This window comes from Streptomyces sp. NBC_00285 (genome assembly GCF_036174265.1).
In the GTDB taxonomy this organism is placed as follows: Bacteria; Actinomycetota; Actinomycetes; order Streptomycetales; family Streptomycetaceae; genus Streptomyces.
This window is the reverse complement of record NZ_CP108055.1, coordinates 5965775-5981441: the sequence shown is the minus strand read 5'-3', so window position 1 is coordinate 5981441 and position 15667 is coordinate 5965775. Positions and strand designations below refer to the sequence as shown.

The following is a 15667-nucleotide window of genomic DNA, read 5'->3' as shown; positions in this document are numbered from 1 at the left end:
CTCGTCAAATTCTTCTTGCACCCTCTGCTGGATTTCCTCTCTAGCATCCAGAGCTCTCGCGATTTCCACATGGCTAAATCGGCGCGGCGGGGGTTCTGGCTCTGGTTCTGGCTCTGGTTCTGGCTCTGGTTCTGGCTCTGGTTCTGGTTCTGGCTCCGGCTCCGGTTCCGGCTCCGGTTCTGGCTCCGGCTCCGGCTCCGGCTCCGGCTCCGGCTCCGGCGTTGTCCCCCTTCTCGGAGGTGTGGAGGCATCAGGAATAGGGACCGGCCGTGGTTGAGGCTCTGGGTGCGGCACAGGATCCGGATTGGGTTCGGGATCTGGGACAGGCGGAATGGTGCGGCCGAACAGCCGTCGCCAAATCCGTAGAATCCAGCTATACATTTTTCACCTCTTCCAAGCGAGTTCTGCTAGGGCAGGGCCAGCGCTAGTGCGGTACCAAGAAGTCCGGCCAGAGACTGCATCAACTGGACATGAACGTCGGTTAGGTCCGTATCCTTGGGGGCATCAACCACAAGAACACCGAATTCTCTAGCTCCCGCCTTCACGGGAACCGCTATTACTGATCGATACCGCAAAGATAATTGATCGATCTTACTTACGAGCCCCGTAGCCTTACCTGCAAAATAAAAGGACTTTTCAAGAACATCGTGCAAAAAGTGGCTCCCGTCAGCTTCTTCAATAGAAATTCGAGGCTTAGGTGCTCTGCCAGCCCAATCATCGAGGGTGAACTTGTGATCGCCTCGATCCGTCAATCGGTAATAGGCAGAGCGTGCTCGCGGAAGGCTTGATGATGAATCAGGAGTGGCCGTTAGAATCGCGGCAGCCATGAGAACGGTCTTGATGATAGCCTTCGACTCAGATGCCTGAGTCGCTGTTAGCGATGCAGGGGGCAACAGTGCAGGGCTAGCCGTTGCGTACGCCGATGCCAAAATTCCGAGTGAATCAGCCAACGGATTCAGTACAGTTTGGTAGGCGAGCGCCAGGTCGCTAGCAGCGCGGGTCGCTTCCTTCCGCGCTTGCTCCTTTTCTCTCTCATTGAGTGCAGTTTCGATGGATGCCACTACGATGATAGCGACAGTCATTGCGGAACCAATGGTGATTAGAAACGTCTCATGTCTGCCATCTGCATTACCTCCCCAGATTGAAGTCATAAAGACTCCGGCAGCAAGGGCACTGGAGATAACAAATAGGAAGAGCTTCAACCAATTCCTACGCAGCCAGTCCATTTTCCCCCGATCTCACCATTTCCTTGTTTCGGTCCGCCGATCGGATCCTATGGCGGACGGCTGCTCTCTGTCAGTCAAATGACAAGTACTCTCGGCGCTTTCAGGAGGGAGCTCGTTCAAGGCCGTCTACGCCAAAGGATGCCTGGCACCAGCAGCGACGCACACAACTGCCGACCTCAACCGATGGAGAGAGTTCGCGGCGGCATTCCATCTGTGTGCATGAGCCACTACTCGCGGAAGCGTTCTCTGTCGCAGAAACAGCAGCAACCCATGCGTCCGTGTCTCATGTTTTGGCTGGTCAGTCGCCCCGGCCCGGGCCGTCTGTGGGCCGTCCGAGGGTGGCCGATGACGACAAAGGACGACCAGCAACGACAGGTGTCCGGTCGGGCCTCAGGTGTCCCGCCGCAGGTCGGGCCCCGTCGACCATGCGGGACTCCCTCGCGACGCAACCGCGCCACGAGATGTTAGCGATTTGTTGGCGCAACCTGATGTGATCACTACATCGGATCTGGCCCGAGGGCGCGCGCGTAGAACGCGCAGCTCGGGGGAGTGTCGCCGTCGCGGCCGGATCCGTGGGACGCGAGAGGGCTCCGGTCGGCGGAGGTGAACGACCGGGGCCCTCGTCCCCGTCTCGGGACCACGGGCTCTCAGATGACCGGCGGGCGTCCCAGCCGGGTGAGGTGCCACACCGTTCGCCAGCGCATCGGCCGCCGTTCACCGGCCGGCTCCCGTACGCCCTCGACGAACCCGCCGAACCAGGCGCGCAGTCCGCTCACCGACCGGGTCCGCAGCAGGGTGAGCGCCGTCCACACACCGAGGTGCACGGGGACCAGGAGCAGGGGCAGCCGGCGGCGTGCCAGCCAGACGCGGTTGCGGGCGTTGACCCGGTAGTAGATGGCGTGCCGGGCCGGTGAGGTCTTCGGGTGCTGGAGCAGCAGTTCGGGCGCGTACAGGATGCGCCAGCCGCGGTCGGCTGCCCGCCAGGCCAGGTCGGTCTCCTCGTGGGCGAAGAAGAACTCGGCGGGCCAGTCCCCGATTTCGGCGAGCATGGCCATGCGGAAGCCGTGGCCGCCGCCCAGGAACCCGGTGACGTACCCGCCGCGCAGCGGATCGGAGGCGCCGACACGGGGCACGTGCCGCTGCTGGGTCTCGCCGTTCTCGTCGGCGATACGGAAGCCGACGATGCCGAGGCGGTCGTCGGCCGCGAACAACTCCTGTACGCGGCGCAGCACATCGGCGTCCACGAGCAGTCCGTCGTCGTCGAGTTCCACTACGACGTCGACGTCGCCGAAGCCCCGCAGCCGGGCGAGCGCCACGTTCCGTCCACCGGGGCAGCCGAGGTTCTCGTCGACGTCGAGGGTGGTGACCTCGCCGGGCAGGGACAGCCGCTCGGCGAACTCCGGCAGTCGGCAGCCGTTGCCGACGATCACGATCCGGGCCGGGGCGAGGTCCTGCTTGGCCACGGACCGCAGCAACGCGTCGACCTCGTCGGGCCGGTTCCCCATGGTCACCACGGCGACGGCGATCCTCGGCGCGCGCATGTCCCCACCTCGTCCACTCATGCCGTCGTCCCGTCAGCCCGTCAGCCCGTCAGCCCGTCATCCCGACGGGCATCAACCGGCGCGATGCTAGCCGTTCACGGTAAGGACTTCTCAGGTACGGGGATGTGGGGGTGAGGTGGAGGGAGGCGGGGCGGGAGGGCGGACGGGGGTCGACGCCGGTTGTCCGCATCTCACCCTCGCCGCGGTTCACCCCCGCCGGTTTTCGCCTCGACGGTTCTCCCGTCGCCGCACGAACTTCAGCCCCGACCAGTCCTCCCCCAACGCCGCGACCTTCACGTCGACGACGCCGAGCGGGAGGAACACGTCCCGCAGCGCGTTCTCGGTGATGTCGCTGACGTGCCCGGCGGCCCTGCGCGGCCAGGCGATCCACAACGCGGCATCGTCCGCGAGGTCAGTGACAAGCCCGGTCGCCTCGGCCGCCAGCCGCGCGTACTCGCGATGGAAGGAGAGGGCGACATCCGCGCCGCCCGGCCCCCCGGCGGCGAGGTCGCAGTCGTCGGGCAGCCCGGGGATGTCCCACCCGTCGGGCGCACCGTCGAGCCGTACCCGGTGCCCTGCCTTGATCCCGAGCTTCTTGGCGAGGGGCGTACCGGAGTAACCGCTGCCGGAGTACCCACCGCTGCCTGCCGACCCGATTCCTGACATACGCACCTCCGCGCGCGCTGGTCCAGTCCCCCTGAGCGCATGATCTCAGGGCACCCCGGGCCGGCTACCGCCCCAGCCGCGCCAGGAACGCAGCAAGGTCCGCCAGGAGCGTGGCGAGGTACCTGAGTCGTTGAATCGCTGAATCGCTGAATCGCTGAATCGCCGTCGAATAATTGCGTCTGAGTAACTCATCAAGTCAGTTACTTGCACTTGATGTTAAGTGAGTGGCTCCCTAACGTTCTCGGCATGAACCTCACCGTCCTCGCGGCCTCCGGTCGGACCGGAATCGCCCTCACCCGACAGGCGCTGCGACGTGGTCACACCGTGACCGCCATCGCGCGTGATCCCGAGCGGATCGCCCTGGCCGACTCTCCGAACCTGCGCAAGGTGGCGGGCGACGTGAACGACGCGGCCGGCATCGCCGCCGTCGTGGACGGGGATTCCGTGGTCCTTTCGGCGCTCGGTACGGAGCGGGCCGGAGTTCTCCTGACCGGCGCCCGAGCCGTCGTCGCCGCCGGCCCACAGCGCGTCATCTGGCTCGGCGCCTACGGCACGGGCGAGTCGGCCGAAGTCGCGGGGGAGGGCGCGAGAGCACTCGCCGAGGTGCTGGGCGACCGGCTCGCGGACAAGGTCGAGGCCGACAACACCGTTCTCGCAGCCGGCGGCACCGTCTTCCACGCCGGGATGCTCGCTGACGGGCCAGAAAGCCCCCGTCGGCGCACGGTCGGCCTGGAGGCCGCGCCCCCCTTCGACCTCGGCGCCGAGGTCAGCCGGGAAACCGTCGCCGCGGCGATGCTCGACGAAGCCGAGGCTCCCGGATTTCCCGGTGCCGTGGCCCTGCCCCTGGCGGAGTAGGCGGAGTAGGCGGAGTAGGCACAGTAGGCAGAGCGGGCGGAATGGTCAGCCGACGGAGATCTCCTCGAACGACTCCCGGACCTGTTCGCGGAGCCAGGCGTGGGCGGGGTCGGAGTCGTAGCGCTGGTGCCAGTTGCAGTTGATCGTCGCCGCCGGGGTCTCGATCGGCAGCGGCCGGGCGAGGAGCCCGAACGCCTTGATGAGCGGGCGGCCGAAGATCGCCGTACAGGTGACCAGCGCGTCGCCACGGGCGGCGATCTGCAGGGCACAGGACACCGTCGCCACGGCCGCGACCACCCGGCGCCGCAGCCCTTCGGCGGCCAGCACTTCGTCGATCGGCGCGGAGAGACGGCCACGCCGGGAGATCACCACATGCGGCTGTGCCGCGTAGGAAGCCAAGTCGAGTCCGGCGGCGCAGGGGTGGTCCGCGCGCATCGCCACGACGAGCCGATCGACGCCGAGCGGCTCGGACCGAAACTCGGGCAGACCTGGCCTGTCGCCGCCGAGTTCCAGATCGACACGGCCGTGACGCAGGTCGTCGGTGTCGACGGCGTTCTCCGCCAGCACCCGCAACTGCACACCTGAAGCCCGCTGTTGGATCCTCTCGACCAGCACGGGTACCAGCGACGCGGCCACCGCGTCGTGGCACTGGATCGTGAACGTGCGATCCATCTCTGCAAGGTTCAACTCACGTATCGGCGAGAGCACTTCACGCGCTTGCCTGACCAACCGGTGCACGTCCTCCCGTACCGACACCGCATACGGGGTGGGAGTCATCGAGTGGCCGGTGCGCACCAGGATGTCGTCCCCCGTGACGGCGCGAAGTCGGCCGAGGGTGCGGCTGACCGCGGGCGAGGACAGGTGCAGCCGCTCGGCCGCGCCCATGACGCTGCCCTCTTCGAGCAGGGCGTCCAGCACGGTCAGCAGATTCAAGTCCAATTGCATACGAGTAAATCCTCACAAGACGCAGATCCACTTCGATCAATTTCAGGAGCATTCCATGAGCCAGGAACTTCTTGCCGCCGCCACCGTCGCCGCCGTCCGCCACGCCGGCGCCCTGATGATGACGCGCTATGCCACCGAGTCCCGTCCCCCCGGGCTCCCCGAACTGCTCGCGAACCTCCAGGCCAATGACGCGGCCGTGGTCGCCACGTTGCGCCCGGCGCTGACCGAGGCTCTGCCGAGCGCGGGCTGGCTCAACGACGAACACGGATCGGGACCTCTGGCCACGGGCGAGTGGTGGCTCATCGACCCGGTCGGCGGCAACGTCAACGCCGTGCACGGCATGCCCGACTGGAACATCGGTGTGAGCCTCGTCCGCGACGGCCGCCCGGTGCTGGCGGTGGTCTACTTCCCGGTCCTCGACGAGATGTTCACGGCGACCCAGGACGGCGGGGCGTTCCTCGACGGTGTACGGCTGCGGGTCTCGACCAAGACGTCACTGGACGGCGCACTCGCCGGGACCGGCCAGGCCCAGCCGGGTCACGACGCCGAGTTCGCGAAGCGGATGGGCTCCGCCTTCGCCGCGATGTCCAACGCCGCCCTCTATGTACGGGTCTCCGTACCGGTGACCCACCAGCTCGCCCAGGTCGCCGCGGGCCGGATGGACCTGCACTGGCAGTTCGACAACGTCCGGTCCCACACGGCGGGTGTGCTGCTGGTCCAGGAGGCCGGAGGCGTCGTGACCGACCTCGAGGGCAAACCGTGGGAACTGACCAGCGAGAGCTATGTCGCCGCCGCACCGGGCGTGCACGCCGCCGCACTGGAGGTCCTCACCGCCTGAGGGGTGGCCGTGACCACCGTAGGGAGCCACCCGCCCCCACCCGGTCCCATTGCCCGAAGAATCGCGCTGCACCCGCAGATACTCCGCCGCGTCCCGCGCCGGCAACTGGTCCGGTTGAAGGCCCTGGTTGGCTGTCCGATGGACCACAGACAACCCCGCACCCTGCGTACAACCCCTGTTGCTCACTGGTGCGGTGGGGTGAGAACGCCTCGGGAGAGAGCGACGGTGACGGCCGCGGTGCGGTCGTTCACGCCCAGCTTCACGAACGTACGCAGGAGGTGCGTCTTCACTGTCGCTTCGCCGATGTACAGCTGCCGGCCGATCTCTCCGTTGGACAGGCCGCGCGCGACGAGGTCGAGCACCTGAACCTCGCGGGGGGTCAACTGTTCCACGGCAGGCGCCTGCATGCGCGTCACGAGCCGGGCGGCGACCGGTGGGGCGAGGACCGTCTCGCCGCGGGCGGCCGCCCGGATCGCGTCGGTCAGGGTACCGATCGGGGTGTCCTTGAGCAGGTACCCGGTGGCGCCGGCCTCGATCGCCGACAGGATGTCGGCGTCACCTTCGTAGGTGGTCAGCACGAGCACGCGAATGCCGGGGTGCTCCTGGCGGATGCGCGCCGTCGCGGCGGTACCGTCGGTGCCCGGCATGCGCAGGTCCATCAGGACGACGTCCGGGAGCATCGCGGCGGCGAGGACGATCGCCTCGTCACCGGAGCCCGCCTCGCCGACGACCCGCAGGTCGTCGTAGGCCTCAAGCATGCCGCGGAGGCCGAAGCGTACGACGGGGTGATCGTCGACGATCAGGATGTCGACGGTCATCGGCCCGGCTCCGCCCGCTCGGCGGTCGGGGTGGTGCTGAGATCGAGCACGGGCCGCAGGGTACGGGCCACCTGCCCGGCCGGGGCCAGCGGGAGTTCGACCCGCACCGTGGCGCCCTGGCCGGGAGCCGAGCGCACCGTACAGGTTCCGCCGAGGCCGGCGGCGCGGGCACGAATGCCGAGCAGACCGTAACCACCGCGGACGGTGGCCGGGTCGAAGCCCTCGCCGTCATCGGTCACAGCCAGCGCCATGAGGTGGTCCTCGTGGCGCAGTTCGATGCGCACTGTCGTGGCGTCGGCATGCTTGCCCACATTGGCCAGGGCCTCCTGTGCGGTGCGCAGCAGAGCGACATCGGTGCCGGTGGGTGCACCGGGCCAGTCACCGACGGTCGACACTTCGACGCGCGTACCCGTGTCGCGGGTGTGCCGGGCGGCGAGCCGGTCCAGCGCGTCCGCGAGACTGCGACCGGTCAGGTCGACCGGGGCCGACGCGGCGATCAGTGAGCGGGCCTCCGCGAGGTTCTCCCGGGCGGTCTTCTCCAGAATGTCGAGCTGGCCGTCGGCGGCCGTCGGATCGCGCAGCAGGTTGGTCCGTACGACCTGGGCGAGCATGAGGATGCTGGTGAAGCCCTGCGCCAGGGTGTCGTGGATCTCGGCGGCCAGGCGTTCGCGTTCGGCATGGACGCCCGCCTCGTGGCCGGCGTGTTCCAGTGCGGCCCGGGTTCGCGTGAGTTCCTCGATCAGCGTGGCCCGCTTGCGGTTCTGCTCGCGGATGCCGGTCAGATAGGCGCCCACGAGGATCGTCACGGTCATGGGCACCAGAACGGTCACGCCCACCATCGCCAGCGTGTAGCGGCTGACTCCGGCCCGCGCGATCATGGCCCAGGCGAGTTCGGCGTAGAGGATCAGCAGGAGCGGCAGTCGTATCCGCCACCTCGCGACCATCACGAACAGCTGGGGACAGAGCGCGAACATCAGTGCGCCGCCGAGCGGGGCGATGGCGAGCAGGAGCGGGAACGCGACCACGAGGGCGGCGAAGTAGACCACCCCCCACCGCTCGTCGCCGTACTCCATCGCCTGCCGCGAGACCAGGGCGTACCAGGCGACGATGACGGCGAGCGTGCCGAGAGCGAGCAGCCGTTGCCCGAGCGCCACGGTGCCGTTCGCCGCTATGGCGACGGCGAGGGGAGTCGCCACGACGCCGACGAGGAGATGCCATCCGACGCGGTGGCGGTGTCCCAGGTCGACGGTGCCGCGCACTGCCACTTCCGGCCCACCTTCGCCCGCCGAGATCCGGCGGCCAGTCTACGGACGCCCACCTCCAGGGTCCCCGTCTCGACGCCGGGGAACGTCCACGCACCGGTGGAGCCGTGCGTACGTCGACCGGTTGACGACGGGGTCCAACCACTCGTTGTCGCCACTGCGGCCGCAGAACCGTCAGGCTCGTTGTCGAGTACCTCGCCCTTCCACCTGGAGACATCCCGTGAAGAAGAACTGGATCATCATCGCCCTCGGCGTACTGCTGGTCTTTGCCGGCGTGACCTGGACGTTGCAGGGAATCGACGTCATGAAGGGCTCGGCGATGAGCGGAACAACGCTGTGGGCGGTCGTCGGGCCGATCGTGGCGCTCGCCGGTCTGGTCCTGCTCGGTGTCGGCGTGGCCCGGCGACGCCGGGTCGGCCGATAAGGGCCTACCCGTTGTCCAGCAACGGCATCGAAGCTCAGAAAACAGGTCTGCCGACATCGGAAAGGCCGCTCAAGCAGTGGTACGGCGAGCTTGCCGGCGTCGCGGCCACCGCGCTCGCCCTGGGCGTCGGCGAGCTGGTGGCAGCCGCGACAGGCGGGCCCTCCGCGCCGCTCGTGGCGGTGGGGGGCGTCGCCGTGGACGCGGCGCCGACTCCGGTCAAGGAGTTCGCGGTCACGGTGTTCTACACCTACGACAAGCTGGCGCTGCAGGCGGGAATCGTGCTGGTGCTGGCGGCTTTCGCCGCGTTCGTCGGCGTGCTGGCCATGCGCCGGCTCCGGTACGGGCTGGCCGGTGTCGCCCTGTTCGGGATCGTCGGCGTACTCGCGTCGGCCACCCGTGCCGGCGCCACCTGGGCGTACCCCCTGCCGTCAGTGGTCGGTGCCCTGGCCGCTGCCGGCCTTCTGGTGCTGCTTCGTCGCACCCTGCCCCGCCCCGCGGCCGGATCGGCGCAGGGCATCGGGGCCGACACCGGCCCCCAGGCCCTGGACGCGGCGGCATACGGAGCCGACGCCCCCGTGCCCAGTGCCGCTACGCCTGGGGGGGCCGGCGCGGGACAGCCGGCGGGCCGGCGACGGTTTCTCGCGCTGGCGGTGGGGGCGATCGGTGCGGCCGCGGTGGCGGTACCGGGCGGACGCCGGCTCTGGGCCCAGCGGGTGGCGGCGGCAAGGGCCGCGGTGGTTCTTCCGCCCCCGGCGAGTCCGGCACCGCCCTTGCCCGCCAAGGTCTCCGCCGGTGTCCCCGGAGTGAAGCCGTTCGTGACCAGGAACGCGGACTTCTACCGGATCGACACCGCTCTGTCGGTGCCACAGATGGAACCGAAGGACTGGCAGCTGAGCATTCATGGCCGGGTGAAACGGCCGCTGACGTTGACGTACGACCAGTTGCTGGCGATGCCGATGGTGGAGCGGTACATCACGCTCACGTGTGTGTCGAATGAGGTCGGTGGCCAGTTGGTCGGCAACGCGCGGTGGCTGGGAGTACCGATCAGGGATCTGCTGGCCGAAGTCGAGCCGGACGACGGAGCGGACCAGCTGGTGAGCCGTTCTGTGGACGGGTACACGGCCGGTACGCCGATGGCCGCGCTGCGCGACGGGCGGGACGCACTGCTGGCGGTCGGGATGAACGGGGAGCCGCTGCCGGTCGAGCACGGGTTTCCGGTACGGATGGTGGTACCAGGGCTGTTCGGGTACGTGTCGGCGACGAAGTGGCTGACGGAGCTGGAGCTGAGCCGTTTCTCGGACTTCAGCGCCTATTGGGTACGCCGGGGTTACGCGGAACAGGCTCCGGTGAAGACACAGTCACGGATCGACACACCGACCGCGGGCAGGCGGCTCGCACGGGGGCCGGCGATGGTGGCCGGGGTCGCGTGGGCGCAGCATCGTGGGGTGTCCGCGGTGGAAGTCCGCGTGGACGACGGACCATGGCAGCGGGCACAGCTCGCCGCGGTGCCCTCGGCGGACACATGGCGGCAGTGGAGCTGGCCGTGGCAGGCGACGCCCGGCAAGCACCGGCTACAGGTACGCGCCACCGACAACACCGGCCGACCGCAATCAGGACGCGGACACAAGCCACTTCCCGACGGGGCGACCGGCTGGCACACGATCAGGGTCACGGTCACCTGAGCGCCCGCAACGGAAACCAGGACTGGGACCGGGGGCCGTCGCGTAGCCCGCGCACGGCGGTTACATCGCATCCAACAAAAGCAAAAGCCCCAGGTCACGGCGAGTGAGTCCTGAGGCTTCGGCAGAGCCGCCTTCGGGATTCAAACCCGAGACCTACGCATTACGAGACCGCGAGGGATCGTGTTTTCTGGTGCCACGCCCTGCTGCTGAGTGACGTTCAGCCTGATCAGAGCATGTACAGCCAGTTGTCCCGTGCCGCCTGGTGTGACGTCGTCCAAAGGCGTCCGGCCACCGTGAGCGCCACGGCCGCGAGCGCTGCCGTCTCAGGTGGCCGCCACACTGATTGTGGCAACCCCACAAGCTCCAGAGGAATTGCGCTGCGGCGCTGGGTCTACGAAACCTGCCGGGAGCGGCATCGGCAGTGACAGCAGCAGTCCACTCTCGCTTCCTCCTGCGAGGGAGTGCTCCCATGACCCTGCGACGGCGTGGCGGGCGCGAGTGCATCAGGATCGGTGAGTGCGGCACGAGGCGAAGGATCTCCGGCTCGTCCGGGGCGCGCCGCATCAGCGCGTTGAGGACGACGGTCGCCCTCGTGCAGGTGCGCACGGCGTGACACAGGTCCTGGTCGTCGGCCGTCTCGACGGTGCGCACCATGCCGGGAGATGCCCTGAGCCCAGGGGGACTGCGCCAGCAGGTCGGCACCGGCCGGGTTCGGCCTGCCGGTGTGTCTCACGAATGTGTTCGATCGCCTCGGTGTGGTCCGGCATGGCCCGTCCCAAATGCGTCCCGGACAGCCGTCTGTCGCGCGTCACGCTGAAACGCGCCGTGCAAGGTCCACACGCGCGGCGCGCAGAGCGCGAAGCCGAAGGTGTAGGGGGTTCCCTCATGCTTCGGCCGGTCCGACACGGAACGCTGATCCGGGCAACCGGCTGCCGTGGCGGCGAACAGAACAGAAGGACACCCATGAGACGTCTCTCCATAATCCGCAACGCAGGGCGCGCAGTGCTCGCGTCAGTCATCGTCGCGGCGCCGTTGTCAGGCAGCGTCGCGCATGCCACGAATGCCGAACCGGGGCCGGCAGGCACGGCACCGATCAGCAACTCCGCCAGCGGGCCGTCGATCTCCGCCGACGGCCGCTACGTGGCTTTCTCTTCGTGGGCAAGTGATCTGGTGGCAGGCGACACCAACCGAGCGGACGACATCTTCGTGCGCGACCGGCAGACCGGCGTCATCACCAGGGTCAGCGTCGACTCCGCGGGCAACCAGGTCAACAACGTGAGCCGGAATCCGTCGATCTCCGCCGACGGCCGCTACGTCGCGTTCGAATCCACCGCGTCGAACCTGGTGGCCGGTGACACCAACCGCTACCGCGACGTGTTCGTGCACGACCTGCAGACCGGTGAGACGACCAGGGTCAGCGTCGGCAGAAGGGGCGAGCAGAGCGACAGTGAGAGTTTCCATCCGTCGGTCTCCGCCGACGGCCGATTCGTCGCGTTCGACTCTTTCGCGTCGAACCTGGTGTTCGGCGACACCAACAACATCCACGACGTCTTCGTACGGGACCGGCAGACCGGTGAGACCAGCAGGGTCAGCGTCGACTCCAACGGTCGCCAGGGCGACGGCATCAGCCAACTGCCGTCGATCTCGGCGGACGGGCGTCAGGTCGCCTTCTCCTCCGGGGCGAAGACACTGTCCTTGTTCCCCGACAACAACCGCTCGGACGACGTGTTCGTGCACGATCGACTGACCGGGCGCACCGACCGGATCAGCGTCGGTCCCGGCGGCGACGAAGGCAACTCCGCCAGTCGCACGGCGAGCATCTCGGCCGACGGCCAGTACGTCGCGTTCGAATCCACCGCGTCGAATCTGGTGGCCGGCGACACCGGCGGTCCGATCGACACCGACATCTTCCTGTACGACCGGGTCACCCGGACGACGACGCAGGTGAACCTTGGCCCCGATGGCCTGGGCGACAGCAGGACCCCCGGCCAGGAGCGGACGACGCTCTCCGCCGACGGCCGCTACATCGCCTTCGTGTCCGGCGAGGACAAGCTGGTGACCGGCGACACCAACTCGAGCTGGGACGTGTTCGTGCGGGACCGGGTGACCGCCACCACGACCAGGGTCAGCGTCGCCGATGACGGCTCGCAGAGCGATGGCTACAGCTCCAGCCCCTCGATCTCGGCCGACGGCCACCACGTGGCTTTCACGACCAGCGCAACGAACCTGGGCGGTGACGGCACCAGCCGGAGGTTCAACCTGTACGTACGCGACCTCGGCAACTGAGTCGTCGGCCGCCGTGGAGGCCTCAATCACGCGCCGCGGCGGCCCACACGCCGGCCAGAGCGGTACGACCGGAGACGCCGACCTTTGTGTAGACCCGGCCCAGATGGACTTCGACGGTCTTGGGACTCAGGTTCAGCCGGAGGCCGATGTCCCGGTTGGTCAGGCCGTCCGAGGCCAGGTTGGCTATCTCGACCTCACGGGCGGTCAGATCGAATCGCTCGACGCCGCTCTCGGGCCGGGGGCCGCGCGCATTCAGGCGCCGCTCCTCGCGCGCGACCTGCGGCAGGAACAGTCGCGCGTCACACCGGGTGAACAACGCGCGGGCGGACATGAGGTGTGCACGGGCCTGGTCGATCGCCCCGCTGCCGCCGAACGCCGTCGCGGCGAGCAAGTGCGCCCGCCCGGCCTCCACGGCCACCCCGATCCGACCGAACGTGCACGCGGCGGCGACAGCGAGCGGTGCGGCCGCCGCCGGATCCGTCGGCAGCGTGGCGATCGCGCGGGCCTGCTGTGCCATGGCGGTACGCAGCGGAAGATCGAGCCGGCCGGCCGCGACCTCCGCCCGGTCCGCCCATGCCGTGGCCGCGGCGATCCGACCGGCCGCGACCTCCGCCTCCGTGAGCATCAGGTACACCAATGGCCTGGTACGGACACCCACCGCGGGCAGCTCGGCCCCACCGCCATGGGTGAGCAGCAGGTCTATGCAGGCGTGCGGATCACCCGAGTGCAACATCGCCTGCGCCAGCATCGCCTCGGCCTGGCCACTGCGCCAGGAACTCATGGCCGTCGCCTGGTCGTCGGCGACGATAGCCTCCTTGCCCAGGCGGATCGCCTCGGCAAGGTCGCCGCGCCAGGTGGTGATCCAGCACCCGAAGGTCAACGCCATGACGCGCAGTTCCTCGCTGCCGGTGAGTTCCGCCGACTCCAGGCTGTCGTCGAAGCAGGTCGTCGCCGCCGCCAGCTCACCGAGGTAGGCATGCACCATGCCGCGGATCGCGGTCAGCAGTGCGATCTTGTGGGACTGTCTGCTCTCGCGGGCCAGTCGCAGGCCACGGCTCACGTGCCGGCTCGCCGCCGTGAGCCGGTCGGCGGAGATCTCCGACCAGCTGAGCCAGAACGCCGCGTCGATGTCACAGACCAGGTCGCTGTCGGGCAGCGCGTCCAGGAGTGCGGCCGCCTCGTCCAGCCGGTCCGCCTGCCGGTCGATGAGCGTCGCGGCCGACAACGCCGTCGCCAGCAGCATCGGATCCCCGACTTCCCGCGCGGCGGCGATCGCCTCGGCCACCCGGTCCTGTCCGTGCTCGCGCTCGACACTCTCACCGGCGACGAGCGCGACGAGCAGGATGGCCGCCGAGCGGGCGTCCACGCCTTCGACGCGTTTCCACTCGCTGTGCAGCATCGCCCTGGCCTCGGTGTAGTGCCCGAGAATCTGCTCCACCGTCGCACAGGCCCGCGCTGTATGTGCCCGGATCTGGGTGAGTTCGGCGGGCAGGAGCCGCAGCACCTCGTACATGGTCTCCCTGGCCTGCCGCAGGTCGCCCGTGGCGCCGAGTGCCTGTGCCAGCCGGCCGAGCAGGATCAGGCGCTGTGGCGTGGCCGTCTCCGAGTCGGGAAGCAGCCGGATGGCCGCCCGCAGGAAGTGGCCGGCGGTCATCGGCGTGGTGTGCATCGTCGCCTCGGCCGCCTCGGTGAGCGCCGCGACCGCGTCGAGGTCACCGCGGACGGCGGATCGCTCCACGTGCCGGGCGAACTCGGCCGGCGGCGCGCCCCGGCTCCGGAGTGCCGACGCGGCCCGGCCGTGTGCCTGAAGCCGCCAGCCGGGACCGGCGTCCTGGTAGGCGATGCTGCGCACCAGCGGATGCCGGTACCGGAACCGGCCGGTCGCGCCGTCGAGCCGCACCAGGTCACGCTCGGCGAGCCGGTCGAGCACGGCGAGCACGGAACCTGGGTCCATTGCGGCCGTTTCAGCGAGCGAATCGGCCTCGAAGTCGTCGCCCACGACCGCGGCGGCGTGCGCGACGACTCGCTCCTGCGGGGTCAACGCGGCCAGCTCGGCGGCGAGCACCGCGCGGACCGCCACCGGGATCGCCCCGTCGGGGTGGAGCGCCGCGTCACCGACGGGTATCCCCCGCTCACCGGCCCGCACCAGGGCTTCCAGGTAGAACGGGTTTCCGCCACTGGCCTGGTAAAGCTCTTCCCGCCGGGAACGGCCCAGCCTTTCCGGCATGAGGCGGCCGGCATCGGCCTGGCTCAGCGGCGCGAGTTCCAGCAGCTCGGCCACCCCGTCGGTCGCGGCGCGGGACAGCGCGTGCCACAGCCGCAGCGACGTCTGCCGGGGCCTGCCCGCCAGTGCCAGGATCAGCCGCGCCTGGGGCGGGTGGCGCAGAAGGTGGTCGAGCAACTCGATCGAACCCTCGTCCGCCCAGTGCAGATCGTCGAAGACGAGCACCAGCCCGGACGGCTCGGCGAGCAGCTCCAGCAACGCCCGCACCGCCCGGTGCAGCCGGTACCGCTCCGCGTCGACCAGGTCGGTGGGACCGGAGGCGGGAAGCGCCGGAAACATGGTCGCGAGAAGGGCGAGCTGCTGTTGCCCGAGGGCGGCCAGACGCTCCGGGCCCAGCTCGGCGAGCTGGTCGTCGAGCGCGTTGACGAACACACCGAACGGGATGCGGGACTCGAACTCCGCCGCGCGCCCGCTGCGGACCGTCCATCCTGCTGTGTCCGCGAGCTTCCCGAGCTCCGCCAGCAGCCGGCTCTTGCCGATCCCTGGTTCGCCGGTGACCGCGACGCACCAGGTGTCACTCTCGCCCGCCAGCACCGCGCGCAGGATCGCGACTTCTCGCGCCCGGCCGGGTAGTCCGCCGACGGGCTTCCGTCTCGCTTCGTCAGTCATGCTGGCGTCGACTCTTTCCGTCCGCGACCGGTCGATCGTATCGACGCTCACGCGCCTTCGGCAGACGTCCGAGCCGATCACCTCGGTCCACGCATGGCGTCAAGAAGCCCTCAGCACACACATTCCAAGGTCAAGAAAACAAAGCATTACGAGACCGTGAGGGATCGTGTTGTGTGGTGCTACGTCGTGCTGCGTGGTGACGTTTTTCCTGATCAGAGCCTATGCAGCCGG

At 68.8% G+C, this 15667-nt stretch carries 12 protein-coding genes; 5 read left to right on the top strand and 7 right to left on the bottom strand.

Annotated features, from left to right (window positions below; all coding sequences use genetic code 11):
- Positions 1-407: 407 nt before the first annotated feature.
- From OHT57_RS27490 to OHT57_RS27480, 3 genes are all read right to left on the bottom strand, one after another.
- Entirely contained in the window at positions 408-1226 is an 819-nt protein-coding gene (locus OHT57_RS27490) for a GAF domain-containing protein (RefSeq protein WP_328749183.1), read from the bottom strand.
- Between the two features lie 647 nt (positions 1227-1873).
- Positions 1874-2767 carry a glycosyltransferase family 2 protein gene (locus tag OHT57_RS27485; protein WP_328749182.1) on the bottom strand — a complete coding sequence of 298 codons (894 nt, stop codon included), beginning with the start codon at positions 2765-2767 and terminating at the stop codon, positions 1874-1876.
- A 207-nt stretch (positions 2768-2974) separates the two neighbouring features.
- Positions 2975-3433, bottom strand: a complete 459-nt coding sequence (locus tag OHT57_RS27480) for a DUF3052 domain-containing protein (protein ID WP_328749180.1) — start codon at positions 3431-3433, stop codon at positions 2975-2977.
- A 246-nt stretch (positions 3434-3679) separates the two neighbouring features.
- On the opposite strand from OHT57_RS27480, the gene OHT57_RS27475 reads away from it, so the two are divergent.
- A complete protein-coding gene (locus tag OHT57_RS27475; RefSeq protein WP_328749179.1) occupies positions 3680-4288 on the top strand; it encodes an NAD(P)-dependent oxidoreductase in 609 nt (202 codons plus the stop codon).
- A 45-nt stretch (positions 4289-4333) separates the two neighbouring features.
- On the opposite strand, the gene OHT57_RS27470 is transcribed toward OHT57_RS27475, so the two are convergent.
- The gene (locus tag OHT57_RS27470) at positions 4334-5233 is read right to left on the bottom strand and encodes a LysR family transcriptional regulator (protein WP_328749178.1); all 900 of its coding nucleotides are present in this window, start codon (positions 5231-5233) and stop codon (positions 4334-4336) included.
- 55 nt (positions 5234-5288) lie between these two features.
- Between OHT57_RS27470 and OHT57_RS27465 the strand changes: the two genes are divergently transcribed.
- Positions 5289-6071 carry an inositol monophosphatase family protein gene (locus tag OHT57_RS27465; protein WP_328749177.1) on the top strand — a complete coding sequence of 261 codons (783 nt, stop codon included), beginning with the start codon at positions 5289-5291 and terminating at the stop codon, positions 6069-6071.
- Between the two features lie 182 nt (positions 6072-6253).
- Here OHT57_RS27465 and OHT57_RS27460 read toward each other — a convergent pair whose 3' ends face one another.
- On the bottom strand, positions 6254-6889 hold the full coding sequence (locus tag OHT57_RS27460; protein WP_328749176.1) for a response regulator transcription factor: 636 nt from the start codon (positions 6887-6889) through the stop codon (positions 6254-6256).
- Complete coding sequence (locus OHT57_RS27455; protein ID WP_328749175.1) at positions 6886-8154, bottom strand: sensor histidine kinase; 1269 nt, start codon at positions 8152-8154, stop codon at positions 6886-6888. The genes OHT57_RS27460 and OHT57_RS27455 overlap by 4 nt, the downstream gene beginning before the upstream one ends.
- A 217-nt stretch (positions 8155-8371) precedes the next feature.
- Between OHT57_RS27455 and OHT57_RS27450 the strand changes: the two genes are divergently transcribed.
- From OHT57_RS27450 to OHT57_RS27440, 3 genes are all read left to right on the top strand, one after another.
- Entirely contained in the window at positions 8372-8575 is a 204-nt protein-coding gene (locus OHT57_RS27450; RefSeq protein ID WP_328749174.1) for a hypothetical protein, read from the top strand.
- Between the two features lie 11 nt (positions 8576-8586).
- Entirely contained in the window at positions 8587-10257 is a 1671-nt protein-coding gene (locus OHT57_RS27445) for a molybdopterin-dependent oxidoreductase (RefSeq protein WP_328749173.1), read from the top strand.
- A 516-nt stretch (positions 10258-10773) separates the two neighbouring features.
- On the top strand, positions 10774-12543 hold the full coding sequence (locus OHT57_RS27440) for a hypothetical protein (protein WP_328749172.1): 1770 nt from the start codon (positions 10774-10776) through the stop codon (positions 12541-12543).
- 22 nt (positions 12544-12565) lie between these two features.
- Here OHT57_RS27440 and OHT57_RS27435 read toward each other — a convergent pair whose 3' ends face one another.
- Positions 12566-15436 (bottom strand): ATP-binding protein, encoded by a 2871-nt coding sequence (locus tag OHT57_RS27435; RefSeq protein ID WP_328749171.1) that lies wholly within the window; start codon positions 15434-15436, stop codon positions 12566-12568.
- Between the last annotated feature and the right edge of the window lie 231 nt (positions 15437-15667).